The 15,079-nt window shown below is 73.0% G+C and carries 15 protein-coding genes; 4 read left to right on the forward strand and 11 right to left on the reverse strand.

The features are described from left to right. The first annotated feature begins 251 nt into the window (after window positions 1-251). Window positions 252-776, forward strand: coding sequence for an HIT family protein (locus tag ACIQK6_RS09315; RefSeq protein WP_402694606.1), 525 nt, complete (start codon window positions 252-254; stop codon window positions 774-776). On the opposite strand, the gene ACIQK6_RS09320 is transcribed toward ACIQK6_RS09315, so the two are convergent. The 10 genes from ACIQK6_RS09320 to ACIQK6_RS09365 form a co-directional block, all read right to left on the reverse strand. Further along, window positions 725-1,144 carry a hypothetical protein gene (locus ACIQK6_RS09320; protein WP_402694607.1) on the reverse strand — a complete coding sequence of 140 codons (420 nt, stop codon included), beginning with the start codon at window positions 1,142-1,144 and terminating at the stop codon, window positions 725-727. The genes ACIQK6_RS09315 and ACIQK6_RS09320 overlap by 52 nt on opposite strands. Continuing rightward, entirely contained in the window at window positions 1,141-2,499 is a 1,359-nt protein-coding gene (locus tag ACIQK6_RS09325; RefSeq protein ID WP_402694608.1) for a hypothetical protein, read from the reverse strand. The genes ACIQK6_RS09320 and ACIQK6_RS09325 overlap by 4 nt, the downstream gene beginning before the upstream one ends. Before the next feature lie 16 nt (window positions 2,500-2,515). Next, window positions 2,516-3,769, reverse strand: coding sequence for an OmpA family protein (locus ACIQK6_RS09330; protein WP_402694609.1), 1,254 nt, complete (start codon window positions 3,767-3,769; stop codon window positions 2,516-2,518). Next, the gene (locus ACIQK6_RS09335; protein WP_329098063.1) at window positions 3,766-4,668 is read right to left on the reverse strand and encodes a hypothetical protein; all 903 of its coding nucleotides are present in this window, start codon (window positions 4,666-4,668) and stop codon (window positions 3,766-3,768) included. Before ACIQK6_RS09335 ends, ACIQK6_RS09330 begins: the two co-directional genes overlap by 4 nt. A gap of 62 nt (window positions 4,669-4,730) precedes the next feature. Then, a complete protein-coding gene (locus tag ACIQK6_RS09340; protein ID WP_402694610.1) occupies window positions 4,731-6,998 on the reverse strand; it encodes a hypothetical protein in 2,268 nt (755 codons plus the stop codon). 77 nt (window positions 6,999-7,075) lie between these two features. Further along, window positions 7,076-7,729, reverse strand: a complete 654-nt coding sequence (locus ACIQK6_RS09345) for a toll/interleukin-1 receptor domain-containing protein (protein ID WP_329098069.1) — start codon at window positions 7,727-7,729, stop codon at window positions 7,076-7,078. A 302-nt stretch (window positions 7,730-8,031) separates the two neighbouring features. Beyond that, window positions 8,032-9,339 (reverse strand): helix-turn-helix transcriptional regulator, encoded by a 1,308-nt coding sequence (locus tag ACIQK6_RS09350; protein WP_329098071.1) that lies wholly within the window; start codon window positions 9,337-9,339, stop codon window positions 8,032-8,034. Window positions 9,340-9,485: 146 nt separating this feature from the next. Then, window positions 9,486-10,322: a hypothetical protein gene (locus tag ACIQK6_RS09355; RefSeq protein ID WP_329098072.1), complete on the reverse strand. Its 837-nt coding sequence runs from the start codon at window positions 10,320-10,322 to the stop codon at window positions 9,486-9,488. Further along, entirely contained in the window at window positions 10,319-10,972 is a 654-nt protein-coding gene (locus tag ACIQK6_RS09360; RefSeq protein ID WP_329098074.1) for a response regulator transcription factor, read from the reverse strand. Before ACIQK6_RS09360 ends, ACIQK6_RS09355 begins: the two co-directional genes overlap by 4 nt. Beyond that, the gene (locus ACIQK6_RS09365; protein WP_329098076.1) at window positions 10,960-12,237 is read right to left on the reverse strand and encodes a sensor histidine kinase; all 1,278 of its coding nucleotides are present in this window, start codon (window positions 12,235-12,237) and stop codon (window positions 10,960-10,962) included. The genes ACIQK6_RS09360 and ACIQK6_RS09365 overlap by 13 nt, the downstream gene beginning before the upstream one ends. A 176-nt stretch (window positions 12,238-12,413) precedes the next feature. Between ACIQK6_RS09365 and ACIQK6_RS09370 the strand changes: the two genes are divergently transcribed. After that, window positions 12,414-12,908 (forward strand): hypothetical protein, encoded by a 495-nt coding sequence (locus ACIQK6_RS09370; RefSeq protein ID WP_329098077.1) that lies wholly within the window; start codon window positions 12,414-12,416, stop codon window positions 12,906-12,908. An 88-nt stretch (window positions 12,909-12,996) separates the two neighbouring features. Continuing rightward, window positions 12,997-13,398 (forward strand): VOC family protein, encoded by a 402-nt coding sequence (locus ACIQK6_RS09375; protein ID WP_327382610.1) that lies wholly within the window; start codon window positions 12,997-12,999, stop codon window positions 13,396-13,398. On the opposite strand, the gene ACIQK6_RS09380 is transcribed toward ACIQK6_RS09375, so the two are convergent. Then, window positions 13,329-14,066, reverse strand: coding sequence for a helix-turn-helix domain-containing protein (locus tag ACIQK6_RS09380; RefSeq protein WP_329098080.1), 738 nt, complete (start codon window positions 14,064-14,066; stop codon window positions 13,329-13,331). The two genes, ACIQK6_RS09375 and ACIQK6_RS09380, sit on opposite strands and share 70 nt — an antisense overlap. A 166-nt stretch (window positions 14,067-14,232) precedes the next feature. On the opposite strand from ACIQK6_RS09380, the gene ACIQK6_RS09385 reads away from it, so the two are divergent. Continuing rightward, entirely contained in the window at window positions 14,233-15,066 is an 834-nt protein-coding gene (locus ACIQK6_RS09385) for a class I SAM-dependent methyltransferase (protein ID WP_329098082.1), read from the forward strand. The last annotated feature ends 13 nt before the right edge of the window (window positions 15,067-15,079 follow it).

A 15,079-nucleotide genomic window follows, 5' to 3' on the forward strand; every position in this document is an offset into this window, starting at 1 on the left:
ACAGGGGTGGGAACGATGAACTCCTGAATGCGGGCAGCGCCCGTCACCGTGACAGTCATCAATGTCCTCACCTCCTGCTTCTTCTCAACGACCAACTCCGCTCGCTCGGGAGCGGATGAGCAGAACAGTAGCCCGACCCCGGGACCGGTGCCACCGATTAAGTGCGCGGGGCGGCTCGATTGGGTTTCGCACACGGGCACCGTACGGTGACGGAGTGCACCGGCGTGAGGTGGACGGCACTTGGAGGAGCCATGGACCAGCGAGCCGAGGACCGCAGTGCGGCGCACGGGACGGGTGGCGGACCCGACCGCCCGGCCCACGGGGACTGTCCGTTCTGCCGCATCGTTCGGGGCGCCGCACCCGCGCACATCCTCCGTGACTGGCCGGGGGCACTGGCCATCAGCCCGCGGGGCGGAGGCGTCACGCCGGGACACGTCCTCGTGCTGCCCAAGACGCACGTCCCCGATGTCGCGGCCGATCCGGCCGTGTCGGCGATGACGATGCTGCACGCGGCCGAAGTCGCCGGGGAGGTCGGTGACTGCAACGTGATCACCTCGCGGGGTGCTGCCGCCACCCAGACGGTTCCGCACTTGCACGTGCACGTGGTGCCGCGCCGTCACGGAGACGGGATCGCGCTGCCGTGGACGACCTCGCCGACCGGGCCGGGAGAGGCCGCCCTGGACGGCTCCCCGCCCCGCCGGGCGCTGAGCGGGGCCGGCGGGGGTCAGCTCAGGAAGCTGATCAGCAGACTGGCGGCGGCGGCGAGCACCCCGTAGCAGAACGGCATCGGCCGGGACAGCAGCACGGGCAGCCAGGGTGTTTCGGCGCCGTAGCGGTGGGCGTCCATCGTGAACCGGGGCGGGGGGTCCTGCCCGCCGGCGACGACCTTCTCGTACAGGCTGCGGAACATCCGCTCCTGCCGGAGGTAGTAGCCGTCGAGCAGCCAGAACCCGATCACCACGGTCACGACCACCGGAATCGTCCTCCAGTTCGGGCGGCCGTGCGCCACGGCGATGAGCACGCTGTTGAGGGTGATGCACCAGCCCTTGACCAAGAAGGAGTTGTTGCTGAGCCGGGAGATCACGCTCTGCAACAGTTCGAGGTGTTTGAGGTCCTGCTCGCTCAGGTCCGGCTGCCCGGTCATCCTTCGGACGCCGTTGCTCGGGCGAGTGGTTCGGGCCCTCCGGGGATGTGGAACTGGTCGTGCAGCTCCTTGACGATGGCTCCCAGCTCCTGTTCCAACCGGTCCGGGGAGTACCAGGCCAGCAGATTCCTGTGGCGCTCCAGGACGTCCAGACGCAGCCGGGGCGTGGCGGTTCCGCTGTGTTCCTCGTCGACGGGCAGGGCGTATTCCCGTAGTGGCAGCTCCAGGGTGCCCGCCCGCCCGGTGTCGGCCCGTTCGTCGATGATCGCGGCGCACGCCTCGTCCACCACGCCGTGGGCGTCGTCAGCGGTCTGCTCCATCGCGGCGAACAGCCGGTGCCAGGAGGCGCGGTGCGCGGCGATCAGCTTCCGCGCCGCCGGCACCACCCGCCGCGCCTCTTCCTCGGCGTCGGACAGGGCCCCCTGCGCCTCCTTGTGGCTCTCCGCGTAAGGATTGTGCGCGAGGACCGCGGTGGTGAGGGTGGCGAGGCTGAGCGCGATGAGGACGAAGACCGCCATGAGGTAGCCGTTCTCCCCGAACGTCGCGGTGACCTTCTGGCTCTGCTGCGCACGGCTGTGGGCGGTCGCCGCGAGCAGGCCGATGAGCAGCGCGTTGGCGACCACCGGCAGGACCAGGCCGGGCCAGGGGAGCTCGTCGGGCTGCCGGGTCTCCCGCTGCGGCCCGTCCAGCCTCCACAGGTGGTGCCAGGCCGTCCGGGGACTGCGCAGCGTGCGCTCGGTGCGGCGGCCCCGGCGCACGCGTAGCCGGAAAAGCGACCGTGCGAGGACGGAGGCCAGGGCGAACTGCAGGCAGGACACCCCGATCGCGGCCAGGTAGCCGAAGCCGTGGATCACCGTGGTCCAGAAGCCGTCCGGGTCCTGCAGGTCCAGGAGCAGGACCACGGCCTCCCCGACGAAGGGAAGCTCGAACAACACGCTGAGCACGAGCATGACCCACTGGAGCCAGACCCAGGGCTGCCGGCCGCGGCGGCGGCTCTCCGGCCCGTCCGCGGCGTGCCGGTCCTGCACCTTCTTGACGTCGTCCCGTGCCTGGCCCGCCGAGCGGTGGTACGTGAACCGTTCCACGACGTCGATCGCTTCCCGCGCGGCGTGGAACGTCTCGCTGAGTGCGGTGCCCAGGTCGCCGAGGGAGGACTGGGCCGCGGCCAGGCCGGCGTTGCCCCGCGTGAAGGCGCGCGTCAGCGCCGCGCGCTCCTGGCTGTCCACGGAGTCCACCGGGCGTCCGGCCGGGCGGTGCCCGTTCAGGTCGCCGAGCGGGAGGAAGGGCCTGGAGCAGGGTATCGGCGACTCGCGCGGACCGCCCCGTCCAGAACCGTTGCTGCCGTTTGCGTTCATGGCTGGAGGTCCGACCTCACTTCCAGAAGATGCGGATGTCCACACGGCGGTCACACTGCAACCGCTCCCCGGCGGACATGTCCTCGGTGGAACGGTCGGAGGGGCACCCCGGGGACACGCCCCGGCCGTACGCCTCGACGCTGGAGCGGGGCACCCCGTGCTCGACGAGCACCTCGACCACGGCGTCCGCGCGGCTCTTGGACAGCGACCGGTCGTTGGCGGATCCGCCGCGCAGGTCGACGTATCCGTCGACCTCGACGCGGTCGAGCCCCGGTGTGGTGCGGGCCCGGACGGCGATGTCGGTGAGCGGCTCCGTGGCCGCCGGGCGCAGCCGTGCCGCGTCGGTGTCGAACAACGCGGCGCCCGGCAGCGAATACGTCTGGGAGCGACCGTCGCGGTACGCCACCACCGGGTCGGCCTGGACCGGGCGGGTGGCGGCCGGAGCGGGCGCCGAGCCGACCGGGGCACCGCTGGCTATGCAGTTGGCCCCGGTGGCGCCGGCGCGCTCGCAGAGCGAGGTCCACAGGCGGCTGAGCCAGGCGCGCTGGACCTGGTTCGCCGACGGCTGTGCTCCGGCGGAGTGCCCCAGGCCCACGAACGTGACGCCGATGCCACTCAGGTCGGGCAGTTCGGAGAACTCTCCCTTCGTGGCGCACACCGACGCGATGGCCTTGATGTCGGCTTCGGAGTCGAAGGCTGCCTGGCGCAGGTCGGCACAGCCGTTGGTGGACAGGCCGTCGCTCAGCACCACCAGCCGCCGCGGGCCCTCGACGTCCTGCAACAGGCCGGCGCCCGTGGTCAGGGCGGCCAGGACATCGGTGCCGCCGCGGGCGGGGACCACGCGCTGGGCGGTGGTGACGTCCTCGGCGAGGCACCTGATCGCAGCGTCCCGGTTGGCCTTCTGGTTGCCCGAGTTCCGCGCGCTCTCCTTCCAGTTGGCGGACCGCTTCCGGAAGGTCCAGTCGACGTCTCCGGGAGCGCCCGCGAAGGTGCCGACGGAGAAGGTGTCGCCCGCCTCGACGCCCTCCTCCAGCAGGGTGTCGACCGCTCGACCGTAGTCGGGGCCCTCGGCGCCGGACGCGGCACCGCGCACGGACGCCGAGCCGTCGACGAGGATCACGGTGCTGCCCGCGCCCGCGGCGGGGCCCTGGTCCTTCATCCAGGCGCAGCCCGTCCTCGGGTCGTCCGTGCCGCAACCGGCGAGCAGGAGGGCGAGCAGGCCGACCGGGGCCAGGGATCCGATCGTGCGGGTGACGGCGGACGTCCTCACAGCTCCGGCCCCTCCGCCATCACGACGTCATCGACCCAGGAACCCGGGCTGAGCCCCATCTCCCTGCGGAACGCGTTGATCGCCGTGTCGTACGCGGCGGCGAACTCGTACATGCCGGAACGCTGGTGCGCGCTGCTCGCGCCCTCGAGCGCGTGCAGCAGCGCCTCGACGCTGGTGAGCCGGTCCTTGCGCAGTGCCGACATCACCACGTGGAACCCCTCGTCGGCGAAGGTGGCCGCGAACGGCACCAACAGGCGCCGCTTGTGCTCGTCGAGTTTTTCGAACCGCTCCAGGTTCTTGATCACTTCGAGCCAGGTCTCGGTGAGCTCCTGCGCGCGCTTGGCCCTGAGCTCACCGACCCGCTGCGTCTCCTTCAGCGTCAGCTCCTCCAGGTGGTGCTTCAGCACGTGCTCGCGCACCTCCGGGTCCACCCTCACCCGGACCGACGGCGTGCAGCGGATCAGGCCCTCCGCGTCGTCGAAGCACCAGTTCCCGTCTTCCGAGAGCCTGTCGTTGATCGCCTGCTCGGCCTCGATCGGGTCGTCAGGAGCGCAGGCGCGCGCGGCCGTCCAGGCGACCCGGAGCAGTTCCTCCCGCGCCGTCTGCTCGTGCTGACCCACACGGGTCTTCAGGGTGTCCCGGGGCATCTCCCTGCTGCTCCACCGGAAGGTGGGGAAGACCTGGAAGGAGAACACGTCTCCGCGGGCCGCCATGGAGAGCGCCTTCTCCTGCAGCGGGGACTGCACGGACACCTTCTTGCGGGGTCCCGCCGCGTCGGTGTCGTGGTCGGACCCGGTGTCCTCGGCCTCCGGCTCGCTGGTGTCGCCGTTCTTCGAACGCCACCACCTGCGTACCGCTTCGCGCACGGTGGCGAGCAGGCCCTTGGACCGTCGTCGCATGGCTGACCTCCTGTGATCGGTTCGAGTGCGGGATGTTGCCCGAGCCGGTGGCCGGGCGGTGCTCAGGGTCGACGCCCGCGGATCGCCCGCAGTACCCGTCGTACGCACGGGGAGGCCGGGTGCCGCCGCGCCATGCGGGCGACGTGGAAGCCGGCCCGGGTCAGGAGCTCGTCGGCCGCGGCACGGGAGACGAACCCCTCCAGGAACAGGCTCAGTTCCTCGTCCCTGTCGCCGGCCAGGAGCCACTGCTCGAGCAAGGCCCATGCGAGCCCCGAGTAGGCCGGGTCGACCAGTGCGTGCTGCCACAGGAGCAGCAGGGACGCCTCCCGTTCGGGCTCCTGCATCGCTTGGTGGGCGAGCTTCGGCCGGGACGGTAGCTCGGGCCCGACGGCGTACGGGCCGAGCACGATCAGGGTCCCGACGGCGTGCCGGAGCGGGGACGCTTCGTTGTCGGGACGTCGGACCCAGCGGCCGAGCGCGTCTGCGACCGGTTCGGCGCCGTCGGGCGTCAGGAAGAGCGCGGCGGTCGCGTAGGCGACGGAGGCGTAGCGGACGGGCGTGCGCCGGCTGCCCAGTGCTTCCAGCGCCTCCAATGTGCCCGGGACGTCCCGGGTGCCCACCAGCGTGCCGTAGGCCCGGGCCGCGCTGTCCTGCAACTGCGGGGCGGGGCTGCGGGCCCAGTCGGCGACCTGCCGGTCGATCCGCGCCGTCAGCCAGGAGTCCCCGGCCCCGACGGCCACGGCGAGGGCCAGGGCGGCGTACTGCCGGTCCCGTGCCGACTTGCTGCGGGCCCAGAGCTGTACGAGGTCCCGGTAGACGCTGTCGAAGTCGTGGCGCAGGAGGAGGCCGGCGACCACCGCGGCCCGTGACCGGACCCGCTCCAGCCGGTCTTCGGCCAGCCTCTGCAGCCACCGCAGCAGTGGTGCCCGCAGCCACCCGGGCCCGTGCCAGACGACCTCGATCACGGTCGCCATCAACTCCGGTTCCGCGAGCCGGACTCGGCGCGGATTGCCGGGCGGGCCGGCGTCCGGTGCCGCGGCGACGCCCGCACCGGTCTCGACCAGCTGGTCGAGGATCAGGTCGAAGACCCGACGCTCGGGAGCGGCTTCGCGGGTCTCGGCCCGCTGTACCTCGTCACAGAGCAGCGTCCCCACCCGGATGAAGTCGGACAGCGGCAGGCTGTCGCACATGACGTAGGCGATGCGCAGGGGCTGCTGGTGGGGGTCGGGCACCGGGTCGGAGGCCTGGGCGGTCAGCCCGAGCAGGGCCCTGGCCATGGTGCGCAGCCGGTTGCGCCAGGCGCCGAAGGCCTGGCCCAGTTCCTCCGGGGGACGGTGCAGGAAGGTGGCCAGCGTGCCGGCCAGGGACACTGCCTCACGAACCGGCAGGCCCGCCCCGAGTTCGTCGTCCACGCGCGGGTCCCGCAGGACGTCACGCAGGTACGCCTGCAAGGAGTGCTGCGGGCAGTCCCCCTGCTCGTGGCCGGCACGGTGCTTGTCGAGCTCGTGCTCAAGATGCGCCTCGAGCACCTTCTTCAGGTCGGGCCCGGTGTGCCGGAACGCGTACGGTGACAGCGCGTCGAGCTCGGCTCCGGGGCTCTCCGTGATCAGCACCACGTGGGCCCCGATCTGGGCCGCTCGCAGCCCCAGGGTCTCCAGGGCGGCCGGTGCGGGCAGCTCGGTGCCCAGGTCCAGCACGATGCCGTACCCCCGGGTGAGGTGTCGATCGGCCTGCTCGACCAGGGCCTGTGCCAGCCCGGCACCCGCGCTGTAGAGGACGGCGACCCGGTTGCTGCCGCAGGTGTCGGCCAGGAGGACCCGGGCCGTGGTGTCCCGCCCGCCGCCCCGGGCCCCGACCACGACGACGATGTGGTTCCTCTTCAGGCAGTCGGCCATCAGCTGGTGATCGGGAACCGGGGCGTGCTGGTACAGACGGTGGCGCTGCTGGACGTCCCTGGCGTCCAGGAGGATCTGCTGGAACTCGACGGGCTGCGGTCCGCCCAGGTTGAGGGACAGGGCGGTGTTGTGGTGTCCGCCGTACGTGTTCGCGTTGCCGGTGGACTGGCGGATGAGGACGGAGAACTGGTCACCGGAGATCAGCTCGACCGCATCGTCCTCGTCCTGACCGGCTCGGGGTGGACGCGGTCCCGACGACTGTGCGCCGGCGAAGTGCGGGGCGCCCGTCGTCCCCTGGTGGTCGTCCCGGACGCCACCGCCCCCTTGAGGTCCGGGGGGCTCGCCGGGGGACCAACCCTCGGCGGGGCCCCACGGCGAGGCCGTCGGGGACGTGCCCGGGGCGGCGGGGCCGTCGTGCTGGTGCGGGACCTGCACGGGGAGATCCGGGTCGGAGGGGGCAGGGCCCCCGACACTGTCGCGGCGGTCTTCCGCCGGAGGGTCTGCCGGTGTGCTCACGGGCGCTCCCGGGCGTCGTCCCTGGGGTCGGACGCCGGGGCCGCGGCGGTGCCGCGTTGGTCGTTGATCGTGTTCTGCCGGCCGCCGATGATGATGCTGGTGCCTTTCACCCGATCGAAGGTGACGGTGGTTCCGCTGTCGGCCCCCGCGCCGCCGTCCTCGCGGCTGCGCCGCACGGAACTCAGCTCGGGGACCGCCCGGCGGATCGCGTCGAGGAGCGGGGGGAAGTCGATCTGCTCCTGGTCGGGGCGGAAGTCGACGGCCTGCCGATAGCTCAGGGCCCGGATGTCGTCCGGCAGCTCATCGACGCTCGGGAGCTTCGCGCCGTCGACCAGAACGGGCATGACGGGCAGCTTGTACGCGAGGGCGAGGGCGATCTCCTTGCGGACCCAGTCGTCTTCGCGGTCGATGCAACGGCGGCCTGCTTCGTCCCGCACGGATGCCCAGTGGGCTCCCATGACCACGAGCAGAAGGTCGCACTTCCTGATTCCCCGTTCGAGCTCCTCGCGGTAGTCGATGCCCTTGGGGAGGTCGCGCTGGTCCCGGAACGCAGCACGGCTGCCGAACTCGTTGCGGAGTTTGGTGTCGATGTGCGAACCGATGTTACGGGTATCGGCGCGACGGAAGTTGATGAAGACGTAGGGGTCCATGTTGGTCCTCGTTCTGCGATGGAAGAGGCGGGCGGTCCGCGCATTCGCCCTCGGGCGGGCGCATGGGTCGCCGGGCGGCTGAGGAGGGTGCGTCAACCTGACGTTTTCAGCCGCCCAGAGGGTGGTCAACGGTGTTGCCTGGGGACACTTCTGCCGGCAACAGGACACACGCGGTCCACTGGGGGCACGCATGGGTTCGAGGTGGTGGTGTCGTCCGTTCGCGTGCGGAGGTTCCGCGCGCGGTGGACCTGGTGAGCCCTGAACGGGGACGTCGTGGAAGTGGGTCAGTCTTCTGGGCCGCCCTATGCGTGTGGTACGGGGTTGCCGCTCAGACTGGCGGCGATGACGGGGAGGACGTCACGGACCACGGCGCGCCTGCTGCGGCTGGTGAGCACCGACCGGAGCTGTCTCACGTCGGTCCGGACGGTGGCCGAATCGGTCGTCATGACGTCGCGTGCGGCGGACTCGGCCACCGCACAGCCGCGCTCGACCTCACCGGCATCGATCAGGGCGAGGGCCAGGCGCGCACTGTGGCGGGCCCTGGCGCGTGCCGCGTGCGGCGCGATGGCGTCCCTGCCAGTGTCGAGCAGGGCGACCGCCTGCTCCGGTCGGCCGAGTTCCCGCAGACACCAGCCCGTGACGAAGGCGGTGAGGTCGGGAAGGTGCGTGCCGCCGAGGGCCGGAGCGCCGTCCGCCCGCGCCCACGGCTCGTGCACGAGGTCGGCACCGCGGTCCAGAGCCCGGCGGCAAGCGTCCTCGTCACCGAGGAGCGCATGCCCTTGGGCCTCTCGCTGCGCGGCCAGCGCTTTGATGCGCGGGCCGCGGGCCCGCGCACCGGCCGCACGGGCGAGTTCGACGGTGGCGAGCGAGTCGTCCCGATACAGGGCCAGTTCGGCCCGTCGCAGCAGCGCGTAGGCCACGAGCTCCTGGTCACCGCCGGCCTCGGCGAGCCCGGCCGCATGGTCGGTCCAGCACTGTGCGGCCCGATCGTCGCCGGCTTCCTGCCACATCCAGCCGGTGTACTCGGCGAAACGCGCGGCGAGCCGCAGGGCGGCGCCCCGGTGCGCGCGCGACGTGCCCCGGCCCAGACCGCGGAGGGTGGCGGTCGCCGCGGTGCTCAGCGGGATCACCGCGCCCGGACCGGAGAGCTGGCCGAGCCGGCGGTATGCGTGGAAGAGGGTGTGGAACACGGGGAGCACCGATTCCTCCAGCGCACCCTGCGAGCCGGGGGTGATGACGCTGTGCGCCACGACCGCGGGCGCCCTTCCCGGCGGCTCGGCGAGCGGGCCGTGGGACGTGAAGTCGCCCTCTCCGCCGTCGTACAGGAGGAACGACCAGGGAGCCGCGTCCAGGTGCGGCGAGGGAGGTAAGTCCCCGTTCCGCTCCTCGGCGGATCCGGGTGCCAGCAACGCGGCGAGCTCCCCCTTGGCGTGGAGCTTGACGTCGAGCGATCGGGCGATCCTGCCCGAGGGCGTGGCGAGTCCGCGCTCGATCTTGCTCAGGTACGACTTCGAGATGTGGACCTCGCCGGCCAGTTGGACCAGTGACTTCTCGGACTCGTTCCTTCTACGGCGCAGTTCTGCGCCGAAGTCCGACCGGGCTGGTGACATGGTGGCTCCCCGCCTTGCTCCGTTGCTGAGCGGATTTTGCCACACCTCGAATGAAGATCATCTATTAAATTGACATCTGCGATTATATGTCCGAATAGCGGCAGCTCGGTCGCCAATCCGTTCGATCGAAATGCGACGTAGCGGACTTACGCGCCGGCGTCCGCCCAGGGCCCGTCCGGGTACGCCGCCCGGGCGCGGCCGACGCCCGCCTCGATGTCCAGGCTGCGGGGCGACGTGGCGTCGCGCAGGGCGTCCGGCACCTCGCAGCGGCCGGCTCCGGTCTCGCAGCGGACCTTGAAGCGGGTGGCCTCCGGCACGGTGAGGGCCAGGCGGCCGGAGCCGACGCGGGCCGTGACCTCGTCGGGCGGGGTGACGAAGGTGGTGACGGCCCGGCCCGAACCGACCCGTATCTCGGCCCGGGGCGAGGTCAGGCCGGTGGCGCGCAGGTGGCCCGAGCCGACCTCGGCGCGCAGGGCGCCGCGCAGCCCGTCGATCTCGACCTGGCCGGAGTCGGCCTTCGTGTCGACGGTGCCGCCCAGTCCGCTGAGCGCGATCCGGCCGGACCGGGTCGTCACCTTCACGGGGATGTCCACGGGTACGGTGACCGCCAACTGGACGGAACAGCCCGCCCCGCCGACCGGCCAGAAGTCCTCGCCGGGGCAGTGCGGGGTCAGCCGCAGGGTGTCGCCGAGCCGGCTCTGCTCGATGGTGGGAGCCTTGAGGGACCAGCTGACCGCGGCCCGGTAGCCGACCTCGTGGTCCGCGCGGGGAGTGACGGTGATGTCCGCGTCGCCTCCGACGATCTCCAGCGCGGTCACCGGGCGGCCGTCACTGCCTCCGTACAGGGTGCTGCTGCGTGCGCTCTCCCAGGACCACACCTGCCAGATGGCCGGTACCACCACGAGGGCCGCACTGAGCGCGGTGGCGATGATCCAGGCCAGGCGGTGCCTGCGGCGGGGCCCATCGGCGGCGGCCGGGGTCACGGCGTGCCGTCCAGGAAGCGCAGGACCGCGAGGACCCGGCGGTGGTCGCCGTCGGCCGGTGGCAGGTCGAGCTTGGCGAAGATGTTGTTGATGTGCTTGGCCACCGCGCTTTCGCTGACGACGAGTTCGGCCGCGACCCCGGCGTTCGAGCGGCCCTCGGCCATCAGGGCCAGCACCTCGCGCTCGCGCGGGGTAAGCCGGCCCAGCGGGTCGGGTCCGCCGCGGCGCAGCAGGAGCTGGGCGACCACCTGCGGGTCGAGCGCGGTGCCGCCCGATGCGACGCGCCGCAGGGCGTCGATGAACTCCTCCACATCGGCGACGCGTTGCTTGAGCAGGTAGCCGATGCCGGCGCCGGTCTGGGTGGCCAGCAGATCGGCGGCGTAGCGCTCCTCCACGAACTGCGAGAGCAGCAGCACCGCCGTGCCGGGACTCTCCTGGCGGATCATCAGGGCCGCCCGGACGCCCTCATCGGTGAAATCGGGCGGCATCCGCACGTCCACGAGGGCCAGTTCGGGGCGGTGTTCCTCGACGGCGGCGAGCAGGGCCTCGGCGTCGCCGGTCTCGGCGACCACCTCGAATCCGGCCATTTCGAGGACTTTGACGAGTCCTATGCGCAGCAGGACGGAATCCTCGGCGATCACAGCCCGCACGGCAACTCCACGGTGATGACGGTCGGACCCCCGAAGGGGCTTTCGATCTTGATCGTTCCGTCGACGGACCCTACCCGTTTGCGCAGGCCCACCAGGCCGGTGCCGCGGGCGGGGTCGGCGCCGCCCACGCCGTCGTCCGTGACGGTGATCCGCAGCCGGTCCCCGCCCGGTGCGGGTCCGTCGGCCGCCGGACCCCGTACGAGGTGCACCCGGCAGCGCTGCGCCCGGGCGTGCTTGGCCACGTTGGCCAGGGTCTCGGAGACCACGAAGTAGGCGACCGCCTCCACGGTGGCCCCGGGCCGCTGCCCGATGTCCACGCTCAGTTCGACGGGGAACGGGGCCCGTGCGGCGATCCCGGAGAGCGCCGCGTCGAGCCCGCGGTCCTCCAGGACGGCCGGGTGCAGGCCCCGTACCAGGCTGCTCAGCTCCTCGATCGCCTCCTTCGCCTCGCGGTGCGCCTCGTCGATGACGGCCTTGGCCTCGGGCGGCAGGTCGGGGAGGGTGGCGCGGGCGATGCCGAGGTTCATGGCGAGGGCGACCAGTCGCTGCTGGGCTCCGTCGTGCAGATCCCGTTCGATCCGGCGGCGTTCGAGGTCGGCGGCGTCCAGCACCCCCGCCCGGCTCTCCGCGAGGTCCTCGACCCGCCGCTCCAGTTCGCGGGCCCGGTTGGGGCCGAGGAGGGAGGCCGCGGCGACGGCGTCGAGCCGGGCGAAGAGGGCCGCGAGCCAGGGCGCGGCGAACAGCAGCAGGACGCCGCCACCGGTGATGGCGTCGTAGTCGTTGCTCCAGCCGGGAGTTCGGGTCTGCGCGGGCAGGATCCAGATCCACCCGTAGACGCAGGCGGCGGTGACGCCGAAGGCCCAGGCGAGCACCACCAGCGCGCCGGCGACGGCGGCGAGCGGGCTGACCAGCAGGTGGTAGCCGTACTGGCGCCAGGTCGCCTCGGAGCGCAGCCGCCGCACCAGAGCGAGCGGGGTGAGCCGGCCGCCCTCCCGTGCGACCCGGGGCACGTCAAGGCCGAGCAACACCCGGAACCGGCTGCGTTGGAGCCGGGTGAGGAGCGGGCCGAGCAGCAGGACCAGCAGGGGCGGGATCATACCGGGCCCGGGCGCCGTGACGGTGCAGACGAGGCAGAGGAGCACGGGCAGGGCGGCCGGGATCGCGGCGGCGGTGAAGGTGGTGTTGCGCCAGGCCCATGCCGACCACGGGGCGTGCGCCGTGATCCAGATGTAGCCACGCCTCGGCGCGCCCCCGCGAATTGCCATGTCCGTACGGTAGTCGCAGTGATCATGAGCCTGCCATGACGCGGGCACCCGTACGGGGGTGTACCTGGTGCCACCCCCGATCCGGATCGAGGGGCTACTGATCCGGCGGGCCCGTCCGGCGAGGCTGGTGGTGTGCCCGGGCGGACGGACCGCCGGGCCGGAAGGAGACCCCCGCCATGGCCCTCGCCGCCCCGCAGCCCCGCGCCTGGCGCACCCCCCGCGCCCTCGGCACCGCCCGCACCGCCCGCATCCTCCGCGCCGCCCGCACGTTCCGCACCGCTCGCACGTTCCGCGCCGCCCGCGTCCTCCGCGCCCCGCGGACGGCCACCGTGCTCACCGGCGCCGGAGTAATGTTGCTGCCCTGGGTGGTGGTGCTGGCGAAGACGATGCCGCAGACCACCGAGGTCTCGCACTGGTCCACGGCGTGGATCGGCCTGGACCTGGCGCTGGCCGCCGGGCTGACCGGGACCGGGGCGCTGCTGCGCAGGCAGGATCCCCGGGCGTCCCCGCTCGCGGCGGCGACGGCCGCGCTGCTGGTGATGGACGCCTGGTTCGACGTGACGACCTCGGCCGGGACCGGCGGTCAGGGGATGGCGCTGCTGCTGGCGGCGGGCGCGGAGCTGCCGTTGGCGGTCGCCTGCGCGGTGGTGGCGGTGCGCCGACCGCGCTGATGCAGGGGTGCGTGCCGGGGCGGGACACGGCGCGTCCGGTGTCCGATTCGTTCAAGACGGCCGCCCGGTGCCCGCCTAGCCTGTTGCCATGACTCCTCGACTCGACCTCATCGGCATGGTGGTCTCCGACATGGCCGCCTCGCTCGCCTTCTACCGCCGCCTCGGGTTGGACGTTCCGGCCGAGGCCGACGGTCTGCCGCACGTGGAGGCCGTCCTGCCCGGGGGCCTGCGGATCGCGTGGGACACGGAGGACACCGTCCGCTCCTTCGACCCGTCGTGGACCCCGCCCACCGGCGACGGCCGCCGGGACCTGGCCTTCCTGTGCGACTCCCCCGCCGAGGTGGACGCGCTGTACGCCGAGCTGACCGCCGCCGGGCACACCGGACACCTGAAGCCCTGGGACGCCTTCTGGGGCCAGCGCTACGCCGTCGTCCTCGACCCCGACGGCTGCGGGGTCTCGCTCTTCGCCCCGTCGGCTCCGGCGGCGTAGGCCCGCAGGGGCGTCCCGGCCAGCGCCCGCACCTCACGGGCGAGGTGCGCCTGGTCGGCGTACCCGGCGACGCATGCGACCTCGGCGTACGGCAGGCCCGCGCGGGCCAGGGCCAGGGCCCGGCGCAGCCGCAGGATGCGGCCGAGCGCCCGGGGGCCGTACCCGAAGGCGTCGAGCGAGCGCCGGTGCAGCTGCCGCTCCCCGAGGCCGACGGCGCGGGCGATCGCGGCCACCGCCTCGCCCGCCCGGAGCCGGGCCACGACCTCGGCGATCAGCAGGTCGGGCGCACCGGCATCGGCGGCGCGGGTCCGGGCCAGCGCTTCGAGTCCCGCTCGCGCGTCCCCGTACCCCTCGACCAGGGCGGACGCCCGGCGTACCGCACGGGCGGGCCACAGGTCGGTGAGCTCGACGCGCCGGTCCCGCAGCTCGCGCGCCGGTACGCCGATCAGCGCGGGCGCCGTGCCGGGAGCGAGCCGGATCCCCGCGAAGGCGCCGCCGGGGACCTCCCCGGCCGGATGCGGCCCGGTGTCGGGTCCGGCCACCAGCAGCCGCCCGTCGACCCACAGCAGGTCCATGCAGCCGTCGGGCAGCACCACCGCGCCGCCGCCCGCGGCGGCGCGCCACAGCACGGCCCCGGGGACGACCTCGGACACGGCTTCCTCGTACACCGCTCCAGGTTAAGGACCGGGAGTCTCTTTCGGATCAGGCCCGGCGCGCCTCGGTGGGGCGGGCGGGCGCCGGTGGAGGATCGGTGGGGCGGCGGATGCGGCCGATGCGGGCCGCATCCGCCGCGTCCGCCGCATCCCCCTCCCCGCCCCGTGAAGAGGTCCGGACGTGAACCTGCCCGACGACGACCCGCCGCCGCGTCCCGAGGCGGTGGCCGGCGGCCGCTACGGCGAGGCGGTGTTCCGGCCGGAGCTGGCGGGCGAGGACGACCGCATCGACCTCGGCGCGCTCGCCTACGACGACTTCACGCTGGCACGGCTGCGCGCGCTGGGCGCCGGGCCGGGCTGGCGCTGCCTGGACGTGGGCGCGGGAACGGGGACGGTCGCCCGGCTCCTGCTGGAGCGGGCCGGGGTCTCGGAGGTCCTCGCCGTCGACCGGGACACGGCCTTCCTGCGGGCCCACCCGGCGCCCGGGCTCACTGCGCTGGAGGCGGACGTCACCGCCCTGGACTTCAATCCGGGACGGTTCCAGCTGGTGCACGCCCGGTTCGTGCTGATGCACCTGCGGAACTGGCCGCGGATGATCGGCAAGCTCGCCTCCCTGGTCGCCCCGGGCGGTGTCCTGGTCCTCGGCGACGCGGTCGACCTGACCACCCCCGCCGCGCCGACGACCACGTACGGGCGGGTGGTGCGGGCGATGTGGCAGGGGCTCGGGGACAGCCTGGGCACCGACGTCTCCTGGGTGCCGGAGTATCCCGCGCACCTGCAGGAGGCCGGTCTGCTGTCCGTGGGGGCCGAGGTCCTCGTCCCCCCGCTGCTGCCGGGAAGCCCCATCAGCCGGTTCTGGGCCGGTACGTGGGAACGCGCGCGGGGACCGATGACGGCCACCGGGCTGGTCGACGACGCGGAGATCGACGCGGCGATCCGCTACCTGGACTCGCCGGACTGCGCCGCGCTCTCCCCCGGCCTGCTCACCGCCTGGGGCGTGAAGGGTCCGGCGTAGCGTTTCGCCGCCA

The sequence above is a fragment of the Streptomyces sp. NPDC091682 genome, assembly GCF_044756625.1.
Taxonomy (GTDB): Bacteria; Actinomycetota; Actinomycetes; order Streptomycetales; family Streptomycetaceae; genus Streptomyces.

Coding starts and splice junctions, on each gene's coding strand:
- ACIQK6_RS09335 (WP_329098063.1), bottom strand. CDS start 4,668: ATGCGACGACGGTCCAAGGGCCTGCTCGCCACCGTGCGCGAAGCGGTA.
- ACIQK6_RS09370 (WP_329098077.1), top strand. CDS start 12,414: ATGGCCCTCGCCGCCCCGCAGCCCCGCGCCTGGCGCACCCCCCGCGCC.
- ACIQK6_RS09350 (WP_329098071.1), bottom strand. CDS start 9,339: ATGTCACCAGCCCGGTCGGACTTCGGCGCAGAACTGCGCCGTAGAAGG.
- ACIQK6_RS09315 (WP_402694606.1), top strand. CDS start 252: ATGGACCAGCGAGCCGAGGACCGCAGTGCGGCGCACGGGACGGGTGGC.
- ACIQK6_RS09345 (WP_329098069.1), bottom strand. CDS start 7,729: ATGGACCCCTACGTCTTCATCAACTTCCGTCGCGCCGATACCCGTAAC.
- ACIQK6_RS09320 (WP_402694607.1), bottom strand. CDS start 1,144: ATGACCGGGCAGCCGGACCTGAGCGAGCAGGACCTCAAACACCTCGAA.
- ACIQK6_RS09325 (WP_402694608.1), bottom strand. CDS start 2,499: ATGAACGCAAACGGCAGCAACGGTTCTGGACGGGGCGGTCCGCGCGAG.
- ACIQK6_RS09365 (WP_329098076.1), bottom strand. CDS start 12,237: ATGGCAATTCGCGGGGGCGCGCCGAGGCGTGGCTACATCTGGATCACG.
- ACIQK6_RS09375 (WP_327382610.1), top strand. CDS start 12,997: ATGACTCCTCGACTCGACCTCATCGGCATGGTGGTCTCCGACATGGCC.